Source organism: Nocardiopsis sp. CA-288880 (genome assembly GCF_050955985.1).
In the GTDB taxonomy this organism is placed as follows: Bacteria; Actinomycetota; Actinomycetes; order Streptosporangiales; family Streptosporangiaceae; genus Nocardiopsis; species Nocardiopsis tropica.
In genome coordinates, this window is sequence record NZ_CP192105.1 from 4135399 (window position 1) to 4159879 (window position 24481).

General features: G+C 71.3%; 27 protein-coding genes. 11 read left to right on the top strand and 16 right to left on the bottom strand.

Features of this window, described 5'->3' with window-relative positions; translation table 11 throughout:
* Positions 1-21: 21 nt before the first annotated feature.
* Positions 22-744, bottom strand: a complete 723-nt coding sequence (locus tag ACQPYD_RS18255) for an anti-sigma factor (protein ID WP_433696802.1) — start codon at positions 742-744, stop codon at positions 22-24.
* Positions 741-1361 (bottom strand): ECF RNA polymerase sigma factor SigK, encoded by a 621-nt coding sequence (gene sigK / locus ACQPYD_RS18260; protein WP_433696803.1) that lies wholly within the window; start codon positions 1359-1361, stop codon positions 741-743. The genes ACQPYD_RS18255 and sigK overlap by 4 nt, the downstream gene beginning before the upstream one ends.
* 151 nt (positions 1362-1512) lie before the next feature.
* On the opposite strand from sigK, the gene ACQPYD_RS18265 reads away from it, so the two are divergent.
* The gene (locus tag ACQPYD_RS18265; protein WP_433696804.1) at positions 1513-3078 is read left to right on the top strand and encodes a molybdopterin-dependent oxidoreductase; all 1566 of its coding nucleotides are present in this window, start codon (positions 1513-1515) and stop codon (positions 3076-3078) included.
* 74 nt (positions 3079-3152) lie between these two features.
* Positions 3153-3458, top strand: coding sequence for a hypothetical protein (locus ACQPYD_RS18270; protein ID WP_433696805.1), 306 nt, complete (start codon positions 3153-3155; stop codon positions 3456-3458).
* Positions 3459-3836: 378 nt separating this feature from the next.
* Here the strand turns inward: ACQPYD_RS18270 and ACQPYD_RS18275 are convergent, their stop codons facing one another.
* From ACQPYD_RS18275 to ACQPYD_RS18285, 3 genes are all read right to left on the bottom strand, one after another.
* Entirely contained in the window at positions 3837-4649 is an 813-nt protein-coding gene (locus ACQPYD_RS18275) for a lysostaphin resistance A-like protein (RefSeq protein ID WP_433696806.1), read from the bottom strand.
* Positions 4650-4826: 177 nt separating this feature from the next.
* Entirely contained in the window at positions 4827-5507 is a 681-nt protein-coding gene (locus tag ACQPYD_RS18280) for a response regulator (RefSeq protein ID WP_433696807.1), read from the bottom strand.
* Positions 5504-6679 carry a sensor histidine kinase gene (locus ACQPYD_RS18285; RefSeq protein WP_433696808.1) on the bottom strand — a complete coding sequence of 392 codons (1176 nt, stop codon included), beginning with the start codon at positions 6677-6679 and terminating at the stop codon, positions 5504-5506. The genes ACQPYD_RS18280 and ACQPYD_RS18285 overlap by 4 nt, the downstream gene beginning before the upstream one ends.
* Positions 6680-7008: 329 nt before the next feature.
* Between ACQPYD_RS18285 and ACQPYD_RS18290 the strand changes: the two genes are divergently transcribed.
* On the top strand, positions 7009-8247 hold the full coding sequence (locus ACQPYD_RS18290; protein ID WP_433696809.1) for an esterase/lipase family protein: 1239 nt from the start codon (positions 7009-7011) through the stop codon (positions 8245-8247).
* A 254-nt stretch (positions 8248-8501) separates the two neighbouring features.
* Here ACQPYD_RS18290 and ACQPYD_RS18295 read toward each other — a convergent pair whose 3' ends face one another.
* From ACQPYD_RS18295 to ACQPYD_RS18305, 3 genes are all read right to left on the bottom strand, one after another.
* A complete protein-coding gene (locus ACQPYD_RS18295; RefSeq protein WP_433696810.1) occupies positions 8502-9188 on the bottom strand; it encodes an HAD-IA family hydrolase in 687 nt (228 codons plus the stop codon).
* 418 nt (positions 9189-9606) lie between these two features.
* Positions 9607-9996: a hypothetical protein gene (locus ACQPYD_RS18300; RefSeq protein ID WP_433696811.1), complete on the bottom strand. Its 390-nt coding sequence runs from the start codon at positions 9994-9996 to the stop codon at positions 9607-9609.
* Positions 9997-10284: 288 nt separating this feature from the next.
* Positions 10285-11274, bottom strand: coding sequence for an ArsR/SmtB family transcription factor (locus ACQPYD_RS18305; protein ID WP_433696812.1), 990 nt, complete (start codon positions 11272-11274; stop codon positions 10285-10287).
* A gap of 459 nt (positions 11275-11733) precedes the next feature.
* Here ACQPYD_RS18305 and ACQPYD_RS18310 point away from each other — a divergent pair, with 459 nt between their 5' ends.
* The 3 genes from ACQPYD_RS18310 to ACQPYD_RS18320 all read left to right on the top strand — a co-directional run bounded on the left by ACQPYD_RS18310 (position 11734) and on the right by ACQPYD_RS18320 (position 14148).
* Positions 11734-12333, top strand: a complete 600-nt coding sequence (locus ACQPYD_RS18310; protein WP_433696813.1) for a TetR/AcrR family transcriptional regulator — start codon at positions 11734-11736, stop codon at positions 12331-12333.
* Between the two features lie 151 nt (positions 12334-12484).
* A complete protein-coding gene (locus ACQPYD_RS18315) occupies positions 12485-13063 on the top strand; it encodes a hypothetical protein (RefSeq protein WP_433696814.1) in 579 nt (192 codons plus the stop codon).
* 428 nt (positions 13064-13491) lie between these two features.
* Positions 13492-14148 (top strand): hypothetical protein, encoded by a 657-nt coding sequence (locus ACQPYD_RS18320; protein ID WP_433696815.1) that lies wholly within the window; start codon positions 13492-13494, stop codon positions 14146-14148.
* Positions 14149-14254: 106 nt separating this feature from the next.
* Here ACQPYD_RS18320 and ACQPYD_RS18325 read toward each other — a convergent pair whose 3' ends face one another.
* Both ACQPYD_RS18325 and ACQPYD_RS18330 read right to left on the bottom strand, forming a co-directional pair.
* Complete coding sequence (locus ACQPYD_RS18325; RefSeq protein ID WP_433696816.1) at positions 14255-14533, bottom strand: hypothetical protein; 279 nt, start codon at positions 14531-14533, stop codon at positions 14255-14257.
* Between the two features lie 215 nt (positions 14534-14748).
* Complete coding sequence (locus ACQPYD_RS18330) at positions 14749-15540, bottom strand: AraC family transcriptional regulator (protein ID WP_433696817.1); 792 nt, start codon at positions 15538-15540, stop codon at positions 14749-14751.
* Between the two features lie 158 nt (positions 15541-15698).
* Between ACQPYD_RS18330 and ACQPYD_RS18335 the strand changes: the two genes are divergently transcribed.
* Positions 15699-17150: an MFS transporter gene (locus ACQPYD_RS18335; RefSeq protein WP_433696818.1), complete on the top strand. Its 1452-nt coding sequence runs from the start codon at positions 15699-15701 to the stop codon at positions 17148-17150.
* A 214-nt stretch (positions 17151-17364) separates the two neighbouring features.
* Here ACQPYD_RS18335 and ACQPYD_RS18340 read toward each other — a convergent pair whose 3' ends face one another.
* The 4 genes from ACQPYD_RS18340 to ACQPYD_RS18355 all read right to left on the bottom strand — a co-directional run bounded on the left by ACQPYD_RS18340 (position 17365) and on the right by ACQPYD_RS18355 (position 19945).
* Positions 17365-17538: a hypothetical protein gene (locus ACQPYD_RS18340; protein ID WP_433696819.1), complete on the bottom strand. Its 174-nt coding sequence runs from the start codon at positions 17536-17538 to the stop codon at positions 17365-17367.
* Positions 17539-17585: 47 nt separating this feature from the next.
* Positions 17586-18464 (bottom strand): patatin-like phospholipase family protein, encoded by an 879-nt coding sequence (locus ACQPYD_RS18345; RefSeq protein WP_433696820.1) that lies wholly within the window; start codon positions 18462-18464, stop codon positions 17586-17588.
* 69 nt (positions 18465-18533) lie between these two features.
* Positions 18534-19460, bottom strand: coding sequence for an oxidoreductase (locus tag ACQPYD_RS18350; protein WP_433696821.1), 927 nt, complete (start codon positions 19458-19460; stop codon positions 18534-18536).
* A gap of 41 nt (positions 19461-19501) precedes the next feature.
* On the bottom strand, positions 19502-19945 hold the full coding sequence (locus ACQPYD_RS18355) for an ester cyclase (protein WP_433696822.1): 444 nt from the start codon (positions 19943-19945) through the stop codon (positions 19502-19504).
* A gap of 182 nt (positions 19946-20127) precedes the next feature.
* On the opposite strand from ACQPYD_RS18355, the gene ACQPYD_RS18360 reads away from it, so the two are divergent.
* From ACQPYD_RS18360 to ACQPYD_RS18375, 4 genes are all read left to right on the top strand, one after another.
* A complete protein-coding gene (locus ACQPYD_RS18360) occupies positions 20128-20802 on the top strand; it encodes a TetR family transcriptional regulator (protein ID WP_433696823.1) in 675 nt (224 codons plus the stop codon).
* A 293-nt stretch (positions 20803-21095) separates the two neighbouring features.
* Positions 21096-21455, top strand: a complete 360-nt coding sequence (locus tag ACQPYD_RS18365) for a hypothetical protein (protein ID WP_433696824.1) — start codon at positions 21096-21098, stop codon at positions 21453-21455.
* Between the two features lie 265 nt (positions 21456-21720).
* Positions 21721-22128, top strand: a complete 408-nt coding sequence (locus ACQPYD_RS18370; protein WP_433696825.1) for a hypothetical protein — start codon at positions 21721-21723, stop codon at positions 22126-22128.
* Positions 22129-22254: 126 nt separating this feature from the next.
* Positions 22255-22683 (top strand): VOC family protein, encoded by a 429-nt coding sequence (locus tag ACQPYD_RS18375; protein ID WP_433702086.1) that lies wholly within the window; start codon positions 22255-22257, stop codon positions 22681-22683.
* 227 nt (positions 22684-22910) lie between these two features.
* Here the strand turns inward: ACQPYD_RS18375 and ACQPYD_RS18380 are convergent, their stop codons facing one another.
* Positions 22911-23057: a hypothetical protein gene (locus ACQPYD_RS18380; RefSeq protein WP_433696826.1), complete on the bottom strand. Its 147-nt coding sequence runs from the start codon at positions 23055-23057 to the stop codon at positions 22911-22913.
* A gap of 185 nt (positions 23058-23242) precedes the next feature.
* On the bottom strand, positions 23243-23848 hold the full coding sequence (locus ACQPYD_RS18385) for a hypothetical protein (protein WP_433696827.1): 606 nt from the start codon (positions 23846-23848) through the stop codon (positions 23243-23245).
* Positions 23849-24481: the final 633 nt, after the last annotated feature.

A 24481-nucleotide genomic window follows, 5' to 3' on the forward strand; every position in this document is an offset into this window, starting at 1 on the left:
CTCCAGGTCCCGGCCGGACCCTCACAGATCGATGGAGAGCTCCTCACCGCTCGGCTCCGCCATGTCGCCCTCGGGTTCCAGAGAGATCCACAACTGGTCGGGGAACCCCATGTCACCGGCCACACCCGCGTACCGGCCCTCGCCCGAGGACTCCATGACCCCCGCAGGGCGGACACCGTCACCGTCCACCCACCACATGCGGTAGTCCATACCCTCCGGCGCGGCGGAGAGCCCTTCGACCACCAAGACCGCGGCGTCGCGGTCGTAGGAGGCGAAGACCGTGGCACGGGCCTCGCCCAGCGACGCCGCGACCATGTTGGTGTCGGCCGCAGCCAGCAGCGTCTCCACCTCCGAGGTCCGGGCCTCCTGCTCTGCGAGCCGCTCGCTGACGGACGCCAGAGTCCCCGCCAGCACCATGGAGAACAGCGCGAGGGACGCGGCCAGCCCCCACGGCAGCCACCGCCCCACTGTCCGGGAACGGAGGGTCCGACCCTCCGGACGGGACCGCGCCGGCGGCTTCTGACGTGTCACACGGGCCTCGGCCAGGATCGACTCCCACACCTCCTCCCTCGGCTGCACCGTCTCCGCGCGCGCCAGACGCACCGCGGTCTCACGGAACTCCACGAGATCGCGCCGGCAGTCCTCGCACTCGGCGAGGTGCCTCTCCGCCGCCCGGACCTCCGCGGGATCCAGGGCATCGACGGCGTAGCCCGCCGTCAGACCGTGTTCCCCCCGCCGTCTCACACCGTCACCCCCAGGCAGTCCCTCAGTTTGATCAACCCGTCGCGCAGCCGTCCCTTGACCGTGGTCAGCGGTACCCGCAGGAGGTCGGCCACCTGCCGCTGCGTGTACCCCGTGTAGTAGGTGAGGCGCACGGCCTCGCGCTGCGGCTCGGTCAGCTTCCGCAGACAGCGGCGCACCTTCTCCCGCTCCAACCGGTGCTCCACCTGCTCGGGCACCGTGTCGTGCGGCGTGGCCCGCGGTTCCAGGCGGCCGACCGCGGTCAACCGGTCCGACGCCGCCTGCTCGGAGCGGACCCGGTCCACCGCCCGGCGGTGGGCGATGGTCAGCACCCACGCGTCCACGCTGCCCAGGGACGGGTCGTGGCGGGCACTGGTCCGCCAGACCTCCAGGAACACCTCCTGGCACACCTCCTCCGCCTGGGCCGTATCCACCAGCACACGTCTGGCCACGCCGAACACCGCCCCCGAGAGTTCCCGGTAGAGCGACTCGAACGCCGACAGGTCGCCGAGTGCGACCTCGCGCAGCAGAGCGGACAGGGCGTGCCTCCCGCCGGAGGACTCCTCGTCGTCGCGCTCCCCGTCCGACACCGTGTGGGCCCCCGATCCGGGAACGCGCATCCTCGCCCGCCTCACCTCGCCACCGACCTTCCCACCTCGTCACTCCGGAATTCGGTCCCGGGCGGCCCGAGGAGACCGCCGCTCCGCATTCGTCACCTGTTCGTTACCGAATGTGGAGTCGCCCCCGCCGGTCCGGCACCGAACCAAGGGCATGACCGACACACCACGACGCATCCCCACGGGCTCGGCCTCCCTGGCCGGACTCGTGTCCGCAGCGGTCGCCCTGGCCGCGGCCGAAGTCGTCGGAGCGGTCCTGTCGCGCCCGACCGCCACGCCGGTCCAGGCCGTCGGCGCCGGTGTCATCGACCTGGTCCCCCTCCCCCTCAAGCAGTTCGCCGTCGACCTCTTCGGCACTGCGGACAAGGTGGCGCTGCTCACCGGCATCGGGGTCCTCCTCGCCTGCGCGGCGGCCCTGATCGGCTCGGCGGCGTCCCGGCGTCCCGTCCTCGGGGCGGCGGGCGCCGCGCTGTTCGCCGGCGCCGGTCTGACCGCCGCGCTCAGCCGTCCCGACGCCGTTCCGCTCGACGCCCTGCCCACCGCCGCGGGAACGGTCGTCTTCGCAGTCGCCCTCACCTGGTCGATCCGCACACTACGGGGCGGCCGGAGCGCTCCGGGCGCCGCGGGCGGTCCCGACCGGCGTCGCTTCGTCCTCCTCGCCGGAGCGGCCACGGCCGCCGCGGCCGGAGTCGGCGCCGGCGCCCGCCTGCTGTCCGCCGGGATCTCCGGCGGCGGCCTCACCCCGGCCACCGTCCGCCTGCCGGCGCCCGCCGACAGAGCCGCGCCCCTGCCCGAGGGGGTGGACCTGGAAATCGACGGCCTCGCCCCGTACTTCACCCCCGGCAGCGACTTCTACCGCATCGACACCGCGCTCTCGGTCCCCCGCATCGACGCCTCCACCTGGTCGCTGCGGATCCACGGCCTCGGCGTGCGCCGGGAGCTCGTCCTGGCCTACGACGACCTCCTCCGCCACGCCGACCTGCGCGAAAGGGACATCACGCTCACCTGCGTGTCCAACCCGGTGGGCGGCGGCTACCTGGGCAACGCGCGCTGGCTCGGCGTCCCGCTCGCCTCCCTGCTCGCCGAGGCCGGGGTGCGCCCTCCCGACGAGGGCGGGCCCGCCGACCAACTGGTGTCCAGGTCCGAGGACGGCATGACCATCGGCACCCCGGTCGCCGACGTCATGGACGGGCGCGACGCCCTCCTGGCCGTGGGCATGAACGGACGCCCCCTGTCCCACGAGCACGGCTTCCCCGTCCGCATGGTCGTCCCCGGCCTCTACGGCTACGTGTCGGCCTGCAAGTGGATCGTCGACGTCGAACTCACCACCTTCGCGTCCTTCGACGCCTACTGGGTCCCGCGGGGGTGGGCCGAGCGCGGCCCGATCAGGACCCAGTCGCGCGTGGACACCCCGCGCGACGGGGCGAGCCCGGAGCGGGGCCGGATCGCGGTCGCGGGAGTGGCCTGGGCACAGGGCACCGGCGTCGACCGGGTCGAGGTCAGCGTCGACGACGGGTCCTGGACCGAGGCTGAACTCGCCCCGGAGGGGAGCACCGACACCTGGCGCCAATGGGTCCTGGAGTGGGAAGCCGACCCCGGAGAGCACACGATCACCGTCCGCGCCACCGACCGGGCCGGACGAGTACAGACCCCCGACCGGGCGGCCCCTGCGCCCGCCGGCGCCACCGGACACCACCGCATCACCGTGACGGTGGTCTGAGCCGCCCGTGAGGAACACCCGGCTCGGACCGCGAGCCGGGCGGGAAACGCACACCACGAGAAGGAGAAGACACCATGCCCACGACTTTTCACCGGAGCCGCACGCTGCTGGCCGCCGGCGCGATCGCCGTCACCGCCGTCCTCGGTCTGGCCGCCTGCGAGAACACGGCGGGGGGAGAGGGGGACTCGGTGGACTCCGAGGAGATGACCGACGGTCCCGCGGACGAGGACATGTCGGAGGAGATGACCGATGACACGTCCGAGGAGATGACGGAGGAGTCCGGGGAGGACGACATGTCGGAGGACCCCATGGGCGACGACATGTCCGAGGAGCCCATGGACGAGGGAATGGACGAGGAGCCCATGGACGACGAGGGCTGACACACGGAGGCCGCCCCCAGGGGGGCGGCCTCCGCGGCCGGGCGGCGACGGTCGTTGTCGTGACGGGCGCGTGGGCCCGGCCGCTGGGGAAAACTCCGCGAGGACCTCGACGCACTGTGCGCCGAGGTCCTCACCTCCGTCTCCCCCAAGGGATCCCGTGTCCGGGGCCGCTGCTACCCGCGCGGACCCATGCGGAAGGAGCGGCGCGAGTCCGTCCGGCCCGTGGCACAGCGCCCCTCCCGGACGGCAGCACGCAGGCACTTCAGCAGTTCGTGGGCCGGGCCCCGGAGCCGCGTCCCCGTCCGAGGCGGGCCGTGACCACCCCCGGGCCGACCGGGGACCCCTCGCTGTTCGGCGGCGCAGCCGACGACCGGGAGCTCAGGCCCGGCGCGCGGGCCGGGGCACGATGTGGCCCCTGCGGTGGGCCACACGCAGCAGGTACACCGTGACCGCGCCGCAGAGCAGCACCGCGAAGACACTGCCCTCGGGGCCGAAGGCGCCTCCGCTGAGCGCGGTGGGCCCGCTCGTCTCCCCGGCGAACAGCCCGGCGAACGCGTCCTCGCTGCCGGAGACGGCGGTGCCGAAGACCCCGGCCTGCGCCGTGTTCCAGCCGAGATGCAGACCGATCGGCAGCCACAGGGAGCGCGTGGCCACATAGGCGGCGCCGAGCATGAGACCGGCCTCCAGGGCGATGGCCAGCGCGCCCCACAGGGTCGCGTTCGGGTTCACCAGGTGCAGTCCGCCGAAGAGCACGGAGCTGACGGCGAGCGCGCCCCAGGTCCCGGAGAACTCCTCCACGACGCGGAAGAGCACCCCGCGGAACAGCAGCTCCTCCGCGACCGCGACCGCGCACATCAGTCCGCACACGGCGAGGAACGCCTCGAACGATCCCCAGCCGGTGATCCGGTAGCCCCCGAAGACGGCGATGACCGCGATGGTCGCGGTGAACACGCCGAGGCCTGCCGCCGTTCCCCACCCGAGTCCGCGGGCCGCCCCCTCGCGGGAGAGTTCCAGCGGCTCCCTCGCCTCGATCCGGCGGATCGCGAGCCGGTAGGCCCACAGACCCAGGGCCGCCGCCGCGACGCCGACGGGCAGGGCCCACACCGTTGTGCCCACCGCGCCCGTCACACCGGGGATGAGCGCGGCCAGGACGCCGAACAGGAGCAGGAGGAGCAACAAGCGCGGAGCCACTTGCCGGAGCCTGCGGGGGGTGGACGCGGGTGCGGCGTCGTGGGACATGTCGGGACCACTTCCTGGAACGCGGAGCGCGGGGGGCGCTCCGACCGGTTCCCAGGCTAGAAAAGGAGCCCCCTCGGCCACATCGCCCGCGCGAGCGCGATTCGGTAGCTCGGAAGGGGGACCCGGCTCTCAGCCCTGCCGCACCAGCCCCGAGCGGTAGGCGAACACGACGGCCTGGACCCGGTCGCGCAATCGGAGTTTGGTGAGGATCCGCGACACGTGGGTCTTGACGGTCTCGTGCGCGATCGTCATCCGCTCGGCGATCTCACCGTTGGACAGTCCCTCCGCCATGAGGAGCAGCACCTCGTGCTCGCGCCCGGTCAGCGGCTCGGTGTGCACCGGTGGAGGGACGGGGTCGGCGGGGCGGATCCGCAGGGCGTACTCGCCGATGAGCCGCCGGGTCACCGCCGGCGCCAGCAGGGCCTCTCCCCGGGCGACCGTGCGCACGCCCGCGATCAGCTCGTGCAGCGGGGTGCCCTTCAGCAGGAACCCGCTCGCACCCGCCCGCAGCGCCTCGTAGACGTATTCGTCCAGGTTGAAGGTGGTCACCACCAGGACCCGCACCGGGTGGGGGTCCGGCGGCTCCGCCAGGCGGGCGGTCACCTCGATGCCGCTCAGACCGGGCATGTGGATGTCCATCACCGCGACGTCGGGCCGCAGGTCCCGGATGAGGCTCACCGCCTCGACACCGTCGCGGGCCTGCCCGACCACGGCCATGTCCGGCTGGGCGTCGAGCACCGCGGCGTACCCGGCGCGCACCAGCTCGTCGTCCTCGCAGACCACGACGCGGATGGGCGAACCACCGTTCACTTCTCTCCTCTGGGGATGTTGGCGTGCACCGTGAAGCCCCCGTCGTCGGAAGGACCCGCGCGCAGCTCCCCGCCGACGGCGCCGACCCTCTCCCGCAGGCCCGTCAGGCCGCGACCGCCGCCAGGATTGAGCCGAGGGGGTCCGCTCCCCTCGGCCGGAGGGGCGCCGCCCCCGGTGGTGATCCGGGCGCCCACCGCCTCGTCCCCGTGATCGATGCGGACGACGACGTGCCTGTCGGGCGCGTGCTTGAGCGCGTTCGTGACGGACTCCTGGACGACGCGGTAGAGGGCTTCCTCCTCCTGGGGGCGCATCGGCCGGGGCTCGCCGTCCTCGACCAGGTCCACGTTCTGCCCGGCCCTGCGGGAGCGCTCGACGAGGCCGGCGAGTTCGCCGAGCGAGGGACCGGCCGGTTCCTCGCGCGCGTCCAGGACGCCGAGCAGGTGCCGGAGATCGTCCAGTGCGCGCCGCCCCGTCTCCCCGATGCTGGTCAGGGTGGTTCCCACCCGGTCGGATTGCCCGAGCAGGTAGCCCGCCGTGTCGGCCTGGACCACCATCGAGGTGACGTGGTGGGTGACGACGTCGTGCAGGTCGCGGGCGATACGGGCCCGTTCGGCGGCAGCGGCGTCCGCCTCCGCGCGGCGGCGGCGCTCCTCCGCGTCCAGGGCCCGGGCGCGCACCCACCCGCCGAGAGCGCAGCACGCGGCCAGGACGAGGCCGAAGGCGAAGTAGTCGGCCACGGTGGCCCGCGAGCCCGCGAGGTGCAGGAAGGAGCAGACGAGCGCGTAGACGGCGACCGCCCCCGCGGCCACTGCCGCGGGGCGGCGCGGCGGGCGCGTGCCGGCGGTGTACAGGGCCACGATCAGCGCGAGGGAGGCGAAGGCGTTGGGGTAGCGCAGCAGTTGGAAGGCGGTGAACGCGGCGGCGACCACGACCAGGCAGGTGAGGGGGAACCGGCGCCGGAGGGCGAGGGGCGCGGCCTGGGCGGCGAGGAGAGCCAGGCCCAGGGTGTCCAGGGACCGGTCGTCCGGCAGTTCCACCAGATCGACCCCCTGGTGGGCGACGCCGGGGACGAAGGACAGGGCCACGAGGGCCGCTGGGAGCAGGGCGTCGGCCGCTCCCACTCTTCGTGCGGGCCGGAGCACGCGCTCCTTCCACGCCGTTGTCTCGAACACCCGAGCAGACTATCCCGCGCCGCCGCGGGGTCGGACAAAACGCATTGCACAGTGGTCGCGAACCGGCGCCGGGCGGCGACCGTGACGGTCGGCCGCCGCTTCGCGGGAGCGGTGTCGGCTGAAGGGCGGACCCGGTCGGACCGCAAGAGGGCTCTGCGGTCGGCCGGATCCCCGCAGGTGTGGCTCCTGCAACCGCCCCATACCACCGCCAACCGCACGTCCTGCTCCGGTAATCGGCCGCTGGTGGCCTGTTTTCCCACGATCTCGCGCACGGAAAGTCAGGATGGCCGGGACGCGGCGGGCGGCAGGCGCCCGCCCAGGACGAAGGAATGCCCGTGAGCACCACCGAGGAACAGGCCGCCGAAGCCCTGCAGGCCGCTCCCCCGATCATCCTGGCTCCCGGCCCGCGCACCACCGACCGCACCCCGCCCCCGCCCGACGACATCTGGGACCTGCCCCACGGCACCGCCTGGGTCTACCACGGCGAGGGCAACGGCCAGCTCACCCGCCCGGTCCTGATGGCGGACGGCTTCAGCGCCGGCCCCAGCGACCTCGGCTTCACCTGGGAGCAACTGGAGTACGGCCCCTACCCGCTGCTGAGCGAGCTCCGCCGCCGGGGCCGCGACGTGGTCCTGGTCGGCTACCACGAGCGCAGCGCGTCGATCCTGCAGAACTCCGAAACGGTGATAGCGGCCGTCATCGAGGCGATCGACCGCCGTGTGGGCGACCACCCGCTGACCGTCGGCGGCTTCAGTATGGGCGGCCTGGTCACCCGGTACGCGCTCGCCAAGATGGAGACGGTCGGCATCGAGCACCAGACGGAGCTCTACTACTCCTACGACAGCCCGCACACCGGCGCCTGGATCCCCCTCTCCCTCCAGGCGTTCGCGCACTACACCAGGAAGCTCGACGCCCGCTTCTCGGACCAGATCAACAGTCCGGCCGCCCAGGAGCTGCTGAGCAAGCACATCGCGAGCTGGCAGGACAAGCCCGTCACCAGTGAGCGGCGCCTGGAGTTCCTGCGCGCGCTGGAGGAGGTCGGCAACTGGCCCCGGTCGAGGCAGACCCGGCTGATCGCCCTGGCCAACGGCCCCGACAGCGGCGCCGGCAACGGCGTGGTCCCCGGAATCGAGGCCGTGGTCGGCAAGGGGCTGGCCGTCACCGGCACCGAGCTGCGCACCCAGCCCGAGGGCGACGACCAACTGGCCGCCAAGCTCCGGGTGGTCACCCTGCCCACCCGCCAGATCCGCACCAGCGAACTGCCCGACATCGACGGCGCGCCCGGCGGCACCCTCCCCGGTTTCGGGATCCTCGCCGACGCGCTGAACGATCTTCCGTCCTGGCTGGGCTTCAAGGTCGACAACCCGGTCCGCGAGCACTGTTTCGTCCCGGCCGTCAGCGCTATCGCCCTGCGCGAGCCGGCCACCCGCGACGACCTCTACACCCCGATCAGCGACGAGGAGTTGGAGGAGACGCCCTTCCACGCCGTCAAATTCGCGTCGCAGAGCGAGATGCACACCCTGGTCACCGAGGAGCTGTCCACCTGGTTCCTGGACCAGCTGCCCTGAGAGCGGGGCCGGGGTGCCGGGAAGGGCAACGAGCCACTACTCGTTCCTGCTTCCGGACATGCCCTGCGGCCGCCGTGAACTCCGCGACCTCGACCAGCCGCTGGACGACGACGAAGACGAGTAGACCCCACCTAAGAAAACGGCCTGTCCCGACGGTGAAGACCGTCGGGGCAGGCCGTCGCGTCGTGCTCGGGTGTTCAGGCGCTGTCGCCCCACAGCCCTCGCTCCTCCGGCGCGTTTCGCAAGAGCGAGGGCTATTCGCGTGTCAAGGGGTGAGCCCCGGGTGTACTGACCATGGAGGTTGCGCTGACCCGGAGGCCCGCGGGCGTCACGGTCACCGCGAGCATGCTCAAATCCTTGACCACTACGTCAGCCTCGGAAAGCACGCTTTCGTCGTGTGATGTGGCCACGGCCAGGACTGCGGCTCCCGACGCGCGGCCTGCCCGAATGCCCGCTGGAGCGTCTTCCACGACCAGGCACCGTGTCGGCTCCGCCCCCAACGTCGCAGCAGCGGTGAGGTAGCCCCCGGGGTCAGGCTTGCCATGCTCGACGTCCTCAGCACCGATGAACGCCTGCGGCACGGGAAGTCCTGCAGCTCGCAACCGGGTCCGCATCAAACGACGCGAGCCGGACGTGACCACCGCCCAGCGATCGGCAGGCAGTCCCCTCAGGACGGAATCGGCCGCCGGAAGGGCCGTGACGTCGCCGAGGTCGTCGAGCTCCATCTGCTCCATCTGTGCTGTGGCCGCCGCAACTTCGGAAGCGGGCAGCAGATCCGCCAAGGTGTCTTCGGTACGACGACCGTGGGAGACCCGCAGGATTTCCTCGATGTCGAGCGTCCGCTCTTGCGCGAATGCGGTCCATGTGCGGACCACAGCGGGCGTGGAATCGACGAGCGTCCCGTCGATGTCAAACAAAATGGCGTCGACCTCGAAATTCATGCTCGCAGTCTAGGCATACCCCAGAACAGCTCCTGGGGTGCTTCCGAACGCACGGCAACAGGACAAGGAACCGGTGAGTCCCTACAACGGGGCCTGTGGCCTCGTCGGAGACTGGTGCAACGGCGTGGGCAGGCCGGGGTGGTGGCCGTGGCCGGAGGACACCCGGGGCGGGTGCCTGCCGCGCGGGCCGCCAGGCCCTCGCGGATGCCCTCCACGATGAGTTTTCGCGGACGAATTCGGCCGGGGTCGCGAACCGGCGCCGGGCGGCGGGCGGGCGTGCACGGGAAGCGGGGTGCCAGGGACATCGGAACAGGATCCGGCATTACCTGAAAGGCGCCCGAGGCGCGGCGACCGACCCGAGCACGGACGTCTCCGCGCCGCTCGCGGCGCGGAGACGTTCTGGGCAGCGGTCAGGGAATCAGCACCGCGCGTTCACGGGCAGGTTGGCCTTGTAATCGCCGTTGAGAGCGATCGCGGTGACCCAGCCGATGCCGCCGGAGTTCAGGCGCAGCCGAACCCACACGTCGCTGCGGTAACCGCGGTAGTCGATCCACTGGTAGTGGCCCCAGCACTCGGCGCTGTAGGCGTTGGGGCCCACGACGTAGCTAATCTGCCTGCTGGTGTTGCTGGGCTGGGAGCGCACCGGAGTCTGGCCGCCCCAGGCGGTAACGCGGTAGGCCTGGGCCGACACCTCGTCGGCCGGGGCCGCGGAGGGTGCCGCGGCAGCGGAGGCAGGTGCGGCGGTCGCGAACAGACCGGTGGCCATGAGGCCGACCAGGGCAGGGGCGAGGAAGGTCTTCAGACGCATGAGGGCTCCACTTTCACGGGGGTACGGGGCCGTCTGACGCTGTCGGAGCGGGTTCCCGTTGTCGTTCATATCCTCCGCTCAACGGCTTCGGACCGGCAACAACCTTCGGCCTTGCCCTAAAGACACAGGTAGGAGTGGCGTCCAGGGAACGGGACCTCCCAGTCACGGATGGGCCTCCACTCGGCAGCCGGCACCGGAGCGATGGAGGTCGATGAGGAGCCCCCGCCAGGCCGTGGGCAGGGCCGGACCACCGGGCGCACCCTCGGCCGCGCGGAGCCGGACCACCGCTCAACCACCGCACAGACCACGTCCCAGGGGTGTGACGGTGTGGTGCGAGGAGGAGCCGAGCCGGTGTGTGGCGACCAGGCCGTTCTCCCGCAGCACGCTCAGGTGCTGGCTCGCCGTCGCCATGGAGACGCCGACCTGGCGTGCCACCTGGGTGGTGGAGTGCCCGTGACGGGCCACTGTGCACAGGACCTCGGCACGGGTCCGGCCGAGGAGGTTTCCCAGCGCCTCGTCGCCACGGCGCCCCCTCCCGCCGAAGAGCCAGTCGGCCTCCACCGCGTCGTGGTCGACGGGGTAGACCAGGACTGGCGGCAGGGAGGGATCCCGGAGCAGGATGGGGGCGCGCCAACAGAAGAAGGACGGGATCAGGCGCAGTCCTCGCCCGTCCAGGTACAGGTCCCGGTCGGTGAGCAGACTCCGCATCTCCAGCACGGGGGACTGCCAGTCCAGGACCGGACTCAGACCGGAGAGCAGGGAGTCGACGCCTCCCTGGAGCAGCGTGCGGGCGCGCAGGGCCCGGTCTGCGTGGACATGCCGGCGGACGGAGTCCCAGTGGGGCGCCAGGGCACGGTCGTGGTGGTCGCGCAAAGCGCCCGTGAGCCTGCGGAGGGCGCCCGTGCCTCCGCTCGCCAGGTCCGAGCTCCATCCGGGCAGCTTCCGGTCGCGTCCGAGAACCTCCAGGTCTCCGCGCAGTCGGGAGCGCGGCGTGCCCGCGAGGACGTCGATCCCCTCCTCCATGTGTCCGATGACCCCTGCGGGGGTGAGGAAGTCGGGAGAGTAACCGCGCGGGGGCACCAGGGGCAGCACGTCGCGCAGTGACTCGGAAGGAACCCCTCCGAGAGTGCGGCGCCAGGGTCCGAACACCCTGCGCCCGTCCCGGCTCTGGAGCATGTGAAGGCTGAGCAGCGTCTCCCACATGGGGTCGGGCTCCGCCGCCACCACGGTTCGCGCGAAGTCGGTGCTGGTGAAGTGGATTCTTACCATCGCTGCCATTCCCACCTGATGTGACAAGGCCCTTTGCGCGCTGCCCCGCAGTGCGGTCAGAGCAGGAGGAACTCGGATCGGTGAAGCGGATCTCCGAAGAGACGATTCTGAGAGGGGTGACCGAATGTGTTTCGTTCAGAAACAGGGCTCGGGCGGCAACCAGCGCTAATGAGGGCTTATCAGAGGTCACTTTTAGGAGACCGAGTGTCCGTGCGAGCTCGCGCGGACACCGGAAGGCACTCGCTTTACCTACACCACACCTGTTGGTCCTTCGGAAGGGCTGAGCTTAAGGCGTTGACAAGACGGGACCTCTGGTTCGAGGAGGCGATCGTGGGCGCACCGAGGTCTTTCGGTGACACACCGTATCCAAAGTAGTAGCGATGCGACAGCATTGCAATGCATTTGCATTGCAACTTTGGTGCGGGGTGTGGTGCAATGCTGTGCTTCGGATGAGAAGTGAGGGAGTCGATGCCCAAACAGGTGGACCACCAGCAGCGACGCGTCCAGATCGCGGACGCCGTCTGCTCACTCGTCTCTGCACGGGGGCTGGATGCCGTCAGTCTGCGCGACGTGGCCGCCGAGGCCGGAATCTCGATGGGCCGGGTACAGCACTACTTCCGGACCAAGGATGAGATGCTGCTGTTCGCGCTGGAGTACGTGGGCTATCGCGAGGTCGCCAGAACGCTCGAGCTCCTGGAACAGGCGCCGGAACCGCCCTCCCCACGAGTCGTCGTCCGCACGGTTCTGGGCGGCCTGATCGAAGACGGGCCCCGCTCTGAGGAGGCGCAGCGGGTCAACGTCGCCTTTACGGCGAGGGCTGTGGTCGAGCCCTCCCTGGCAGCATTCCTACTCCAAGGCTACGCGGACATCCAGGCGCTTCTGGAGCGGATGGTGGGCCTGGGGATCAACGAGGGGACGGTCTCCGCCGGTACCGACCCGGAGTGGGCAGCCACTGAGGTCTTCGCCCTGACGGACGGGCTGAGGGTGCAAGCCCTCCTCGGCCACATGACCAGGGACCGGGCCATGACGGTCCTCGACGCCCGCCTTAATCGGCTCTTCAGTGGTTGACCGGTGGCGGTTTGGGGGTTGAGGGCAACGGAACGGGATCCGGCGCCAGGGGCACGCGGTCCTGGCCGCCGAGACCGAGCGCATGGCCCGCCTCGCCGAGCTCGCCCACCGCCTGCTCAACCCCGGCCCCCAGCCAGGAGGAGCCTGACCGATGGACGCCTACGAACAGCGGCTGCGCCGGGCACTGCGCTGGTACCCGCGCCACTACCGGGAGAGCCGCGGCGAGGAGATCGTGGCCACCGCACTGGAGCTGCGCACCTCCAGTGCGACCACGGTGGACCGCGCCGAGCTGCGGGGGCTGGTCCTAGCGGGGGTGCGCACACGCCTGCGGGAGAGGCCGCCGCTGTGGGCGTGGGCCGGTTACCGCCTCTTCGGCTCCCGGCTCCCCTACCAGTACCGGATGTGGGTCCGCGACGATGCGGCCGGGCGCTGGTTCGCGGTGCGCCGCTTCGGCTGGGGCCTGGTCTCACTCGTGGCCGTGATGACGGCGTGCGCTCCCCTGGCGGTCGGCGGTGCCCTCTACGCGGGGCTGGACCCGTGGAGCATGGAACACACGATGGGGTTGGTTCCCAAGGCCGTGGAGACGATGCTGCTGCTGGGTGCCCTGTGGTCGGCGTACTGGGTCGTGTCGCAGTTCGTGGTCCGCCTCGACCGGAACTCGGTGCTGGCCCGGCACGGCTTCGCGCCCGGCGCCGAACCCCCGGTCGGGGCTGACAGGCACCACGGCTGACACCGCTCTGCCCGCATGCCTGCCCCCAGCTCAGCGGCGGTCGAAGGCTGCGTCGTTTCCTCCGCCGCCCGGAGCCGGATCGTGAGGAACAACCGGAGCGGGACCGTGCGCTCCGCGTCGCTTCCCCTCCACCCGTAGCCCCTGCCCTCGACTCCCGGGAGTGTGGAAGAAGACGTCGAGCGCGTCTTCGGGGCGGACGACCACCTGTTCTCCCCCTGCGCGGTCCCGTCGCCCCGGCCGTGGTCGCCGACGCCGCCGGCCGCCTCCACCGCGTCCGGCCGAGGGAGTGCGGCGTTGGGCCGGCACGGCAGACGGGGCGTGGCACAGGACTTTTCATGGCCGAATGCGGCCTTCGCCCCCCCACCGGTCCGGGCGCGGCTGTAGCGTGACCGCGCCCGGCCCCGGTCCGGAAGGTGTTCACGACCGGCATGGCTCGAACGACGCGCCGCCGCGCGCTGATCGGTGTGGTGACCGCCGTGTCCGCACTGGTCGGCCTCGGCGCTTATCTGCTGTGGCCCGCCCCCACGCTCGACGCCACGGACCTCGACACGGTACTCCCGACCGAGCGGGACCTGCCGGGGTTCATCCCCTACGACGGGCTCACCGGCACCCTGTCGGTGTCGCCCGACAACGACGAGGGGCGTTCCGTACTGGCCGAAGCCGACCTGGACGAGCAGTGCCGGACGTGGCGGGAGGAAGGCGACGGCTGGGCGTGCCGGCAGGTGCGCGGTGCGGGCATGGTCGTGCTCGAACAGTCGGAGAACGTGTTCTTCCGCGTCCTGTCCACCGTCCTGGCCTACGACGACGAGGAGGCTGCGGAGGCCGCGTGGAACGGGCTGGCGGCAGACCAGCGCCGTACCTCCGGCGAACTCCCGGACTTCGAGGAGCGCCCGTCCGATCTGGGTGACGCGGGCGTGGTGTTCGAGGTCCCGGGCGTCACGGTCATGGCCGTCCGGACCGGGACGGTGGTCGTCGAGTCCATCGTCTGGGACGGAAGCGGCCAGGTGGGCGAACAGGAGAAGCTGGACATGGTCGCGAGGTGGCCGGCCCTGCAGCTGGCGAAGATCGAGGAGCAGCTGGACTGACGGCGCTTCGCGCCCTCCGGTCAGGTCATCCGACGGGCGGGCCGCCCCGTCGGTGCCGTCGGACACCGCGCCCCGGGGTCGACGCCCGCCGCCCACCCGCCGTCGCTCACTCCGAGGTCGGGCAGGCCGATCCCACCTGTGTCGCAGCGTCCCCACGGGGAACCACGACCTCCACCGTTCCCGGCACCGCCGCCCTGGCCCCGCCCTGGCCGGGCGCCCGGACGTGGACGCACCGGCAGGCGCCCGGCTCCGCACTCCATCCGGCCTCGCGCAGCGCGTCCGGAGGCCACCGGTCGGGAGGGATGTCGCGGAGGTCGAGGATCCCGGGTACGGCGTCCAGCTCGTAGAGGGCGACGAATCGTGCCGGGGTGAGGCGGTCGAGCACGGGGAACCCAGTTCCGTCAGGGGGCTCGGTGCTGTGGACGGTCGGGCGCCGGAGTGCGACGGGGCCGCCGCTGCCGCTGCCATGGTGGCCGGTGCATCTGACTGTTCGGCGCACGGCCCGGCGCCGCTCCGGTCCCCTCCTCGCCGCGCTGCGCAGCGGGCGACGGCCTCGTCCCGTCCGCCGACCGGTCGGCGGAAGACCGGCCCCGACCAGCACTAGAGGCTCGTGTCGGACGCCTCGAAGACGGCGTCGCCGTCGAGGTAGCGCCTCGGCGAGGTGCCGACGGTTCGGCGGAACGCCGCCAGGAACGCGCTCGGTGTCGCGTACCCCGTGGCGTGTGCGACCCGGGCCACGGATTGGCCTTCGGCCAGGAGCGGCAGGGCGGCTCGCAGCCGCACATGGGTGCGCCAGCGGTCGAAGCTCATGCCCGTGTCGTCGACGAACAGCCGTGTCAGGGTGCGCCGGCTCACTCCGACGGCCCGTGCGTGGGCTTCGAGGCTCCGCCGGTCCGCGGGATCGGCGAGCAGCGCGTCGGCCACGGCGCGCACACGTCCGTCGACGGGGCGGGGCACGTCGATGGGCATCGTCGGCAGGGGGTGCAGAAGGTCCAGCACGACCGCCTCGGCCCGCAACCGTACGTCGTCGGCGAGGTCCTGCCGACTGAGGTGTTCGATCAGGTGGGCCAGCAGTCCGTTGACGCCTACCGGTGTGGGCTCCGTCCAGTCCAGACCGCACTGGTCCGGTTCGAGGTAGAGACAGCGCAGCACCGCGTCGCGGGTCGCACCGGTCCGGTGGACGACCCCCGCGGGCACCCACAGCGCCCGCGTGGGCGGCAGGACCCAGTGGGTCTCCCCGACGGCGACGCCGAGCACACCGTGTCGGGACCAGGCCAACTGGTGCTTCGTGTGGCTGTGCGGTGGTATCCACTGCCCCGACGACAGGGGGAAGCTCCCGACGACGATCGTCCCCACCCCGGGTGGAACGGCTCCCAGGTCGTCTTCGCTCATGCGCTCCAGGGTATGGCCTCAACTCGACACGATGTGGCCCCATAGCGGATTGTGGCCGACTCGGCCCGTGCGTAGCTTCGTCGCATGCCGATCAATCCTCCGCGCCGACGGCGCTCCTCCAGGACGAAACCGCCGACCACGCCGCAGGGGCGTGCGTCATGACCTCAGCTTCACCCCTCACCGCGATCGCCGGCCGCCGTCGGCTGGCGCTGTTCCTGCTGTGCTTCGTGCAGTTCATGCTCGTCCTGGACGACACGGTGGTGAGCGTCGCCCTCCCCAGCATCCGGCAGGAGCTCGGCTTCGGCGCCGCGGGTCTGGCCTGGGTGGCCAACGCGTACTTCCTCGCCTTCGGCGGGCTGCTGCTGCTGTTCGGCCGTGCGGCCGACCTGCTGGGCCGACGGCGCGTCTTCCTCTGCGGCGTGGCGCTGTTCGGTGCGGCGAGCCTCGCCTGCGGACTGGCCCAGGAGCCATGGCAGCTCGTGGCCGGACGGTTCGCCCAGGGGGCGGGCGCGGCCATGGCCGGCCCGGCGGCGCTGTCCCTGATCACACTCCTGTTCCCCAGCACCGAGGAGCGCGCCAGGGCACTGGGCATCTGGGGAGGCATCGCGGGTCTGGGCGGCACGATGGGGCTGGTCGTCTCCGGTGTGCTGACCGACCTCACCTCCTGGCGCTGGATCTTCCTGATCAACCTGCCCGTGGCCGCTCTGGCCCTGGTGCTGCTCCCCCGCGTGGTCCCCGAGAGCCGGGCCGCCCGCCGAGCACGCCTGGACGTACCGGGTGCGGTACTGGGCACCGGCGCCGTCGTGTCCCTGGTCTACGGTTTCCTCCGGGCCGGGGAGGCGGGCTGGGGCGGCACGGCCTTCGTGGGACCGCTGCTCCTCGCCGCCGCCTTGGCGGCGGCGTTCCTCGTGGTCGAGTCGCGTACGGCCGAGCCGCTGGTGCCGTTGTCGTTCCTGGCCTTCCGGCCCCGTGCCGTGGCCAACGGCACGGCCCTGCTGTTCTCCGCCGCTTTCTACGCGATGGCCTTCCTGCTGATGGTCCACCTGCAGACCGTTCTCGGCTACGGCCCGCTCAAGGCGGGTGTCGCCTACCTGCCCTACGGCGCCGGAATCCTCGTGGGCCTGCGGCTCTCCTCCCGCGCGGTGCTCAGGTTCGGGATGCGCCGCACCCTGATCGTGTCGTTCCTGATCAGCGCGGCCGGTCTGCTTCTGTTGTCCGGCGTGGCGCCGGATGACGGTTACGCGTCCGGTGTGCTTCCCGGCCTGCTCGTCACGAGCCTCGGGTGCGGCCTGAGCCTGCCCGCCCTGGCCGTCGCCGCGGTGACCGGCACCACCGAGGAGAACGCCGGCCTGGGCGCGGCTCTCTTCAGCTCCGTCCAACAGGTGGGCGGTGCTGTGGGCCTGGCGGTGCTGGTCGCCCTGGCCGTGCACCGCAGCGACGCCCTCACCGGCGCGGTCGGCCCGTCGCTCGCCGCGACGGAGGGCTTCTCGTTCGCGCTCGTCGCCGCCGCCGTGCTGCTCGCGCTCGGCGCCGCCCTCATCGCCATGCTGCTCGGGAGCCGCCACCCGGGATCCGTCGACACCGGCCAGACCCCGGCACAGCAGGGGTAGCCGCCTGCGGCCGCTCCCTTCCGACTCCACGGACCCGTGTCCCCGGTCCTCGTCCGGGCCCGGGGCTCCACGACAAGACCACCACCCGAGTGCTTGCCCAGCCGGCTACGGATGAGGTCGCAGGGGGCCGGCCCAGCCAGGCGGCCACGGTCACCGGGGAGCTGATCACGGTCGTGATGGCGGCGTGCGCTCCCCTGGCGGTGGGCGGAGCCCTCTACGCGGGGGTGGACCCCTGGGGCACGGAGCACACGATGGGGTTGGTTCCCAGGGCCGTGGAGACCGTGCTGGCACTGGGCGCCCTGTGGTCGGCGTACTGGATCGCGGTGCAGTTCGTCGTCCGACCCGACCGCGGCCCGGTGCCGGCCCGCCAGGGACTGGATGATCGCACCGCGCTCCACGACGACCCCCTGCTCCGACAGCCGAGTGGGTCGGCCCTCACAGCAGCGCCGCGACCTGCTGGGCGGCCCTGCGGCCGTCCTCCAGGCCGATCCGGGCGGCGCGGGGGCGCAGTCGTTGGTCGAGGAGTTCTCCGGCGACTTCGGTGAAGTCCGGGCCGTCGGTGATCCTCACGATGTGCAGACCCCGTCGTTCGAGCTCGTCGAGTTCTGCGTCCTCGGCCACGTTGGCGAGTGCTCCCGCTCGAGGACCGATGAAGACGATGGCGTCGAGGTTCTTCTCCTCGGCCAGCGCGGCGGCGCCGGGGAGGCGGGGGGCGTCGCAGTAACGGGCGCCCTCGAACCGGACCGGTGGGAAGAATCCGGGTACGGCGCAGGACGAAGCGACGGCTGAGGCCAGGTCAATGCCGTCGTTTCGTGTCCACGACACGGTCTCGCCGGTTTCACAGCGCACGCTGGTGATGCGCAGGTCGCCCTCCGGCCAGCTGGAGAGCGGCAGCAGGGACCGGAACATGTGCACGGCCGCGTCTTGGCCCAGGTCGCGTGTGGCGGCCATGGCGAGACGACCGATGGCGCGTGCTCGCTCGATGCTCGGCCCTTCGGGGGCGAGCATCAAGCGCATGATGTCCGGTGGAACCGCGCTGGTGCCGCCACCGGTGTCAGTGGTGGCGCCGGGGGTCGGTTCGGGGAGCGGCGCCAGTGGCGTGAGCAGGGCGCCGCTTTGTTCGGCGCGGGCGCGCTCGACCAGGTCGACTCCGCCCATGGCCATCGTCGCGACGTAGGCTCCGGCCGATGTGCCGACGGCGACCGAGCAGGCCGAGGGGGTGAATCCCGCGTGCTCGCGCAGGGCGGCGAGCACACCGGTCTCCCAGGCGATGCCGACCAAGCCGCCTCCGCCGAGGATCAGTCCGGTGTTCATGTCCAACTCCTTGCGTGGGTGGGGTGTCGGTCGAGGGTGCGTGCTTCCCACGTGCCGACCGTGGGGGGTCTAGGGGGCTGTTTCGGTCCCGGGGTCGAAGGGGACGCCGGTGAGCTGTTCGCTCGCCGCCCACAGCCGCCTGCCCTCCGCGGGGTCGTCGGCGCCCGTGGGGAGCTTGGCGGGCTTGGGGGTGCCGGAGGTCTGGTCGCGTCCGGCGGGGCCGATGAATTCTCCGGTGCTGACGCGCGTGCTGGTCGCCGCGTACAGGGAGGGCCAGGCCGCCCCCTCGGCCGAGCCCATGAGCAGGCGCGCGGCGATCGGGGTGACCATGCGGCTCAGAGCGTCGTTGCCGTGCTGCTGCAGACCGGTCATCGCCGACCCCGGGTGGACGACGAGCGCCTCGACGGGACTGCCTGCCGTGCGGCGCGCGAGTTCGAGGGTGTAGACGACGTTGGCGCGCTTGGACTTGGCGTAGGCGCCCATGGCGCGGTAGCCCTTCTCGCTCATCAGGTCGTCGAGCCTGCCCGCCTGCCACCGCGCCGCGATGGCGCTGACGGTGACCACGCGCGGCGCGGACGAGCGGCGCACGGCGGGCCAGACCTGGGCGTCGAAGGCGAAGTGGCCCAGGTGGTTGGTGCCGACCGTCATCTCGAAACCGTCGCGTGTGAGCTGACGCTCGGGCAGGTTCATCACGCCGGCGTTGTTGAAGAGCAGGTCGACCGTCTCGGTCTCGGCGATGCGGGTGGCGGCGTCGCGGACGGAGGAGAGGTCGGACAGGTCGAGCACGAGGGTGTCGGTCCGGGCCCCGGGGGCTGCGGCGCGCACAGCCTCCGCCGCCTGGTCCAGCTTGGCCCGGCTGCGTCCGGCCAGGATGACGCGGGCCCCGTGCCGGGCCAGGACACGGGCGGTCTCGAGCCCGATCCCGCTGTTCCCGCCGGTGATCAGCGCCGTGCGGCCGCTCTGGTCAGGGATGCTGTCGGGCGTCCAGTGGTTCATCTCTGTGTCTCTCCGCCTGTTCGTCGTGTGCTGCGCGCGGGTCATCCGGCGCTCGGAAGGGTCGTGATGCCGAGCTGGAGAAACAGTCCGAGGATGTCCTCGGCGAAGGTGGCTTCGGCGATCTTGTGGTTCTTGATGCGGTACACGCCGGTGCCCAGCCACTGGGCGTGCCTGCCGGTGGGAGCGGCGCCCATGAACGCGCCGGTGTGGATGCCGCTGTTGGTGAACAGCAGCACGACGGTGTCGCCCTGCGCGACGACCTGGATGACGTCCAGGCGCATGCCGGTGAAGGCGCCGACGGCGTTGGCCGCCATGAAGTCCTTGTAGGCGTCGATGCCGTGGTGCTCGCCCAGGCTGCCGCCGCGCCAGATCATGTCGTCGGTCCAAAGCTCGTCGATCGCGTCGAGGTCGCCTCCGTTGACGACTTCGTCGACGAAGCGTCTGACGACCGCGATGTTCGCTTCGGTGCTTGCGGCGGGGCTCATGGTGTTCTCGCTTTCAGGGGGCCGCGGCAGCCCCTTGCGTAAGCAGGAAGCTACTCACGGTGGCGCATGGAGCAGCCCGAATGGCGACCGGATACCCGGCCAGGAGGTCTTCTGTGGCGCGTCCCCAAATTAAGGGACCGGTGGTCTGATGTCAAAAGACCGGCAGTCTGTATCCTTGGGGTATGACGAACTTCCAGCGTGCGCGCAGTGAGGAGCAGCGCGAGATACGGCGCCAGGCCATCCTCGACACCACCGCGACCATGCTCGAGGAGATGCCCGCCAGCGCCGTCAGCCTCAACGAACTGAGCCGCCGTGTCGGGCTGGCGAAGTCCAACGTGCTGCGCTACTTCGAATCGCGTGAGGCGATCCTGCTGGAGCTGCTCGACCGTGCCTGGCAGCAGTGGATCGCCGACCTGCCCGCCCTCCTCGACGCCGGCATCGACCAGGCGGCGTCCGTGGACCGGCGCACGGAGCAGTTCGCCACCGTCGTGGCCCGCTCCCTCGCCGAGCGCCGGGTCCTGTGCGACCTGCTGAGCGCGCAGGCGGGCGTACTGGAGCACAACGTCTCCGCCGAGGTGGCCGCCCGCTACAAGCGCGCGGCCGTGGCCAACGTCGCCGACATCGCGGCGTTGGCCCACCGGCACCTTCCCGAGCTGGGCAGCAGCGCGCCGCAGCTGACCGCGGCCATGATCATGGCCATCGGCGCCGTGTGGACGCACTCCCGCCCCTCCGAGGCGATGCTCGCCGCCTACCGGGACGACCCGTCACTCACCGCGTTCGAGCTGGACTTCGTGACCGCTCTGCAGGAGATGCTGGCCACGCTCGCCGCGGGCACCATCGCCCGCGCCTCCCTGTGACCCACCCGTGCTGGAGCGACGTCGCGGACGACACGGCAACCGTCTCGCGGCCCAGGCCCTCACGGGGCGGTGAGGGTGCGGGCCGTCGGAGCCCGAGCGCACCGAGCAGCCCCCGGCCAAGGACGACTGAGACCACAGAGCCCTCCACTCGACGGTTTCGCGCTCTACACGAGCAGGCAGAGCTGACCGACGACGAATAGCCCCTCCAACCCTCTTCCGCGCAGGGTGGCCATGACTGGACATGGCCACACCCGGACGCCGATGAGGTCTTGGCTGCCCCGACCATGGCGCGCATGCTGTCCTTGCCCCATTTACCTTTGACACAAGGAGTTTTTGCCGTGCTTGGGAAGACAACTTCAGCAATCGCCGCCAGTGCGCTGGTGGCGGCCGGGCTTCTGGCCTGGTCCACTCCCGCCGCCGCTGAGACAGCTCCGCAGGCCGCTGTGGCGGTCCCCGACTGCGTTGAGACCGACCTCGACGACGATGGGATCACGGACGAGCTGACCGTGACCAATACCTGCAGCTCCAGCGTGCGCGTCAAGGTCGTGCTCGCCTATATGACCGATATCCCCTGCACCACGATTCGCTCTGGTCGCTCCGTCAGCTGGAGCTGGGGGTATCCCGGCAGGTTCGACGGCCTCGTCGACTGCTAGACGTCGAGATCACGACAGTCCCCGCGCAACTCGCCGTTGCCCGGGGGCTCTCTCGTGCCCAATGCCGTCAACCGGGGTTGTCCCAACGTCAATTGGGTTCACCTGTAGGAGGTGAGGTGAAGGAGGCCCGGGCGGCGGAGCACACCCGCCCGGCTGGCCGCCAAGGCGACGACACCCCGCCTCGACTCCCCCGGAGCCAGTGGAACCACTACAGGATCTGGTGGGAGACCCCCGTGTCGTGCTCAGGCCGGGGTCTCATCGAGGCATGCATCTCTTCCTCCTCGACGCCTGGGCCCTGTGGTGGTCCGGCCTGCAACTCACCGACCACACCCTGCACGGCGCGCCCGTGCTGTGGTCGGGCAGACTCGGGAAGCTGCCCGCGTTCCTCGCCGGTACCACCACCCTGCTGGACGTCATCGGCCCGGCCCGGCTGATGACCTGGGGGCGCGCCCTTCGTGCCGAGCGCGAAGGCCCCTACTTCATCGTCGGACTGCTCGGTGTGGTGCTGCTCGGGTTGTTGCTGCTCCACGGGCCGTCCGTGGTGGCCGGCTTCGGGCCCTGTCGGAGCGGCCCCGCTTCGAGCGAGCGGTACGCGTCATCGCGGTCCCGCTGTTCCTGCTCGGGTTCGCCCTGGATCACCTCGCGTCCCAGGCAGGCACCCCGGGGGCGGTGAGGGTCGGGGCAGGCCCCGGGGAACTCAGCCCGTTCGCGAGTGTCGGAAACGCGGCGCCGGCTCCGTCCCGGGTACACCTGGACACGCCTGGCCACGCGACGAAGGAGAACCATGACGATTCAGCGGATGGACAACGTCGGCATCGTCGTCGACGACCTGGAGGCCGCCATCGCCTTCTTCACCGAACTCGGCATGGAGACGGAGGGCAGAGCGCAGATCGAGGGCCCGTGGGCGGACCTCACCGTCGGACTCGACGGCGTCCGCTGCGACATCGCGATGATGCGCACCCCAGACGGACACGGACGTCTTGAGCTGGCGAGATACCACTCCCCCGCGCCGATCGGCGCCGGGCCGCACAACCCGCCGCACAACACGCTGGGCATGCATCGCGTCATGTTCGCCGTCGACGACATCGAGGACGTCGTCGCCCGCCTGCGCACTCACGGCGCCGAACTCGTCGGCGGGCTGGCCCGGTACGGGGACAGCTACAGGCTCTGCTACGTCCGCGGCCCCGCGGGGATCATCGTCGGATTGGCCGAACAGCTCGGCCGGTGATGGCACGGGCACCGTTGCGCGAACGCGTGGACAGGCGTTCCCGCTTGCGGCCGACCCGATCGGCGGATCCCCGACAGGATCGCGCCTTGCCGTTCACCGCCCACCCGTCGTGGGTATCCACGAGCCGGTGGGGGTCCCGGCGGGGTGCCCCGGGTTTCCTGGCAGGACACAGGGGACACCACGCCGGTCGCGGGCGCTCCGGCCGCTCGGCCCGGAACGGCGTGCGGTCACTCGTGCACGGTGACGTTCACCTGAAGGGTCGAGCGGTCGGGGTCGCTCCCGGGCGCCGACCGGGCGGACGTGTACCACTGGCCCACGCCGACCGCCAGCGCCGCGGCCGCGATCACCACTCCCAAGGCCGTGAGCAGGAGCATCCTCGTGTTCCGCCGGGCCTCCTCGGCGGACGGGCCGTTCTCGGCGGAGCAGCACCCCGCCCTTCTCCGGGCGCTCCGGCCCCGCGTCCCGTCCCGGTTGCCGGACACCTGTCCCTCTGCCTCTCCTCGCGCGCGAGACCCCGGCCTTCTCCGGTGGGGCCGCCGGGCCCCGTCCCCCCGCACCGTCAGTCCTTCGGCGGGAGCAGGATCATGGTGGGGCGCTCCTCGCCGTTCTGGTCCAGGCGCCGCCATGCCGTCACCCACCGCTGGAAGTCCTCCTCCGACCCTCCGCACGCGACCACGAACGCGTTGAGCACGGAGTACTTGGGGAGCTGGTCGCCGCGCAGCGTCGCGCAGAAGGCCGCGGCCGAGCAGAACTCCACCCGGCGGTTCATCTCCCGGAACGAGGGCTCCCCCGCCCACCGCCGGTAGCGGCGCATGGTCTCGATGAACTCGGCGGGGGTCGCGGCCAGGAGCGGGTCGGGCTTGAGGTCGTGGCCCGGGAGGTCCGGCACGGCCTGCGGCCGGCGGCGCGCCCCGGCCGCGGAGCCGTGGGAGGAGCGCTCGCCGACGACGAGCACCTCCACGCTGCGGCCGGTCCGGGGGCGGGGCTCCTCCGGGGGCGTCACGGAGACCACCGGGACCACGGGCACCTCGCCCCACAGCATTCCCTCGGCGTCCACGCGGATCCGGCGGGGCAGGGCGTCGGGGACGACTTCGTAGCCGTATTCGGGGCGGTAGCGGAACAGGGACTGCTGGGGGCCGCTCTCGGGCTGGCGCCGCTGGTTCATCGGCCGGCCTCCGCCCCGTGCGCGACGGGGGCTGTGCCCCCGGTCCGGCCGCAGGCGTACACCGTGCCTGTGGATGTGGTGCCCCTGTGAAAGATGAAGCGAATCATGGGCTCAACAACCCTTTCGTGAAGGATTTTCCTCTTCGACTGGACCGGAACACACCCGCTCATCGGAAGGAAATCGCGACAGATACCCCGGAGACGTCGCGTTCGAGAGGTGAATGTCCGTGAGGTGTCGATGTGGGGAAAAGTACCTCAAGTCGAGGAGGAAGCGGCATGGGGGAGAACAGGTTATGCCCGATTGGGCGCCTAATATGAACCAATGAGTCTGATGTGCCCACACGTCGGAATCGCGTTCTCAGGAGTTCAGAAACGTTCAGGAACGTTCACAGGTGAGATCTACTCGTTCGTAGGCTTTTAAACGAGGCTCGGCGGGTACAAAACGCCATGCGCTGATCAGAACAAGTTTCTCAGTTCCGGTCACGCGCAAACCAGGTTATCGGGATTCTGAAACCTGGGAGGGCGACTCGACTGGACACCGGGGAGCGAGGAGTGGAGACCTTCGCGCCCCGTTCGAGAAGGTGCCCCCCGGCGCCGTCTCCGGTAGGTCCCCCCGAGCTACCGGAGACGGCCC

Bases quoted from the DNA above. Each gene is read 5' to 3' on its own strand.
- ACQPYD_RS18360 (WP_433696823.1), top strand. From the start codon at position 20,128: ATGACGAACTTCCAGCGTGCGCGCAGTGAGGAGCAGCGCGAGATACGG.
- ACQPYD_RS18350 (WP_433696821.1), bottom strand. From the start codon at position 19,460: ATGAACCACTGGACGCCCGACAGCATCCCTGACCAGAGCGGCCGCACG.
- ACQPYD_RS18335 (WP_433696818.1), top strand. From the start codon at position 15,699: ATGACCTCAGCTTCACCCCTCACCGCGATCGCCGGCCGCCGTCGGCTG.
- ACQPYD_RS18370 (WP_433696825.1), top strand. From the start codon at position 21,721: ATGCATCTCTTCCTCCTCGACGCCTGGGCCCTGTGGTGGTCCGGCCTG.
- ACQPYD_RS18315 (WP_433696814.1), top strand. From the start codon at position 12,485: ATGGACGCCTACGAACAGCGGCTGCGCCGGGCACTGCGCTGGTACCCG.
- ACQPYD_RS18385 (WP_433696827.1), bottom strand. From the start codon at position 23,848: ATGAACCAGCGGCGCCAGCCCGAGAGCGGCCCCCAGCAGTCCCTGTTC.
- ACQPYD_RS18365 (WP_433696824.1), top strand. From the start codon at position 21,096: ATGCTGTCCTTGCCCCATTTACCTTTGACACAAGGAGTTTTTGCCGTG.
- ACQPYD_RS18270 (WP_433696805.1), top strand. From the start codon at position 3,153: ATGCCCACGACTTTTCACCGGAGCCGCACGCTGCTGGCCGCCGGCGCG.
- ACQPYD_RS18380 (WP_433696826.1), bottom strand. From the start codon at position 23,057: ATGCTCCTGCTCACGGCCTTGGGAGTGGTGATCGCGGCCGCGGCGCTG.
- ACQPYD_RS18310 (WP_433696813.1), top strand. From the start codon at position 11,734: ATGCCCAAACAGGTGGACCACCAGCAGCGACGCGTCCAGATCGCGGAC.
- ACQPYD_RS18375 (WP_433702086.1), top strand. From the start codon at position 22,255: ATGGACAACGTCGGCATCGTCGTCGACGACCTGGAGGCCGCCATCGCC.
- ACQPYD_RS18330 (WP_433696817.1), bottom strand. From the start codon at position 15,540: ATGAGCGAAGACGACCTGGGAGCCGTTCCACCCGGGGTGGGGACGATC.
- ACQPYD_RS18265 (WP_433696804.1), top strand. From the start codon at position 1,513: ATGACCGACACACCACGACGCATCCCCACGGGCTCGGCCTCCCTGGCC.
- ACQPYD_RS18290 (WP_433696809.1), top strand. From the start codon at position 7,009: ATGCCCGTGAGCACCACCGAGGAACAGGCCGCCGAAGCCCTGCAGGCC.
- ACQPYD_RS18355 (WP_433696822.1), bottom strand. From the start codon at position 19,945: ATGAGCCCCGCCGCAAGCACCGAAGCGAACATCGCGGTCGTCAGACGC.
- ACQPYD_RS18320 (WP_433696815.1), top strand. From the start codon at position 13,492: ATGGCTCGAACGACGCGCCGCCGCGCGCTGATCGGTGTGGTGACCGCC.
- ACQPYD_RS18345 (WP_433696820.1), bottom strand. From the start codon at position 18,464: ATGAACACCGGACTGATCCTCGGCGGAGGCGGCTTGGTCGGCATCGCC.
- ACQPYD_RS18295 (WP_433696810.1), bottom strand. From the start codon at position 9,188: ATGAATTTCGAGGTCGACGCCATTTTGTTTGACATCGACGGGACGCTC.
- sigK (WP_433696803.1), bottom strand. From the start codon at position 1,361: ATGCGCGTTCCCGGATCGGGGGCCCACACGGTGTCGGACGGGGAGCGC.
- ACQPYD_RS18305 (WP_433696812.1), bottom strand. From the start codon at position 11,274: ATGGCAGCGATGGTAAGAATCCACTTCACCAGCACCGACTTCGCGCGA.
- ACQPYD_RS18300 (WP_433696811.1), bottom strand. From the start codon at position 9,996: ATGCGTCTGAAGACCTTCCTCGCCCCTGCCCTGGTCGGCCTCATGGCC.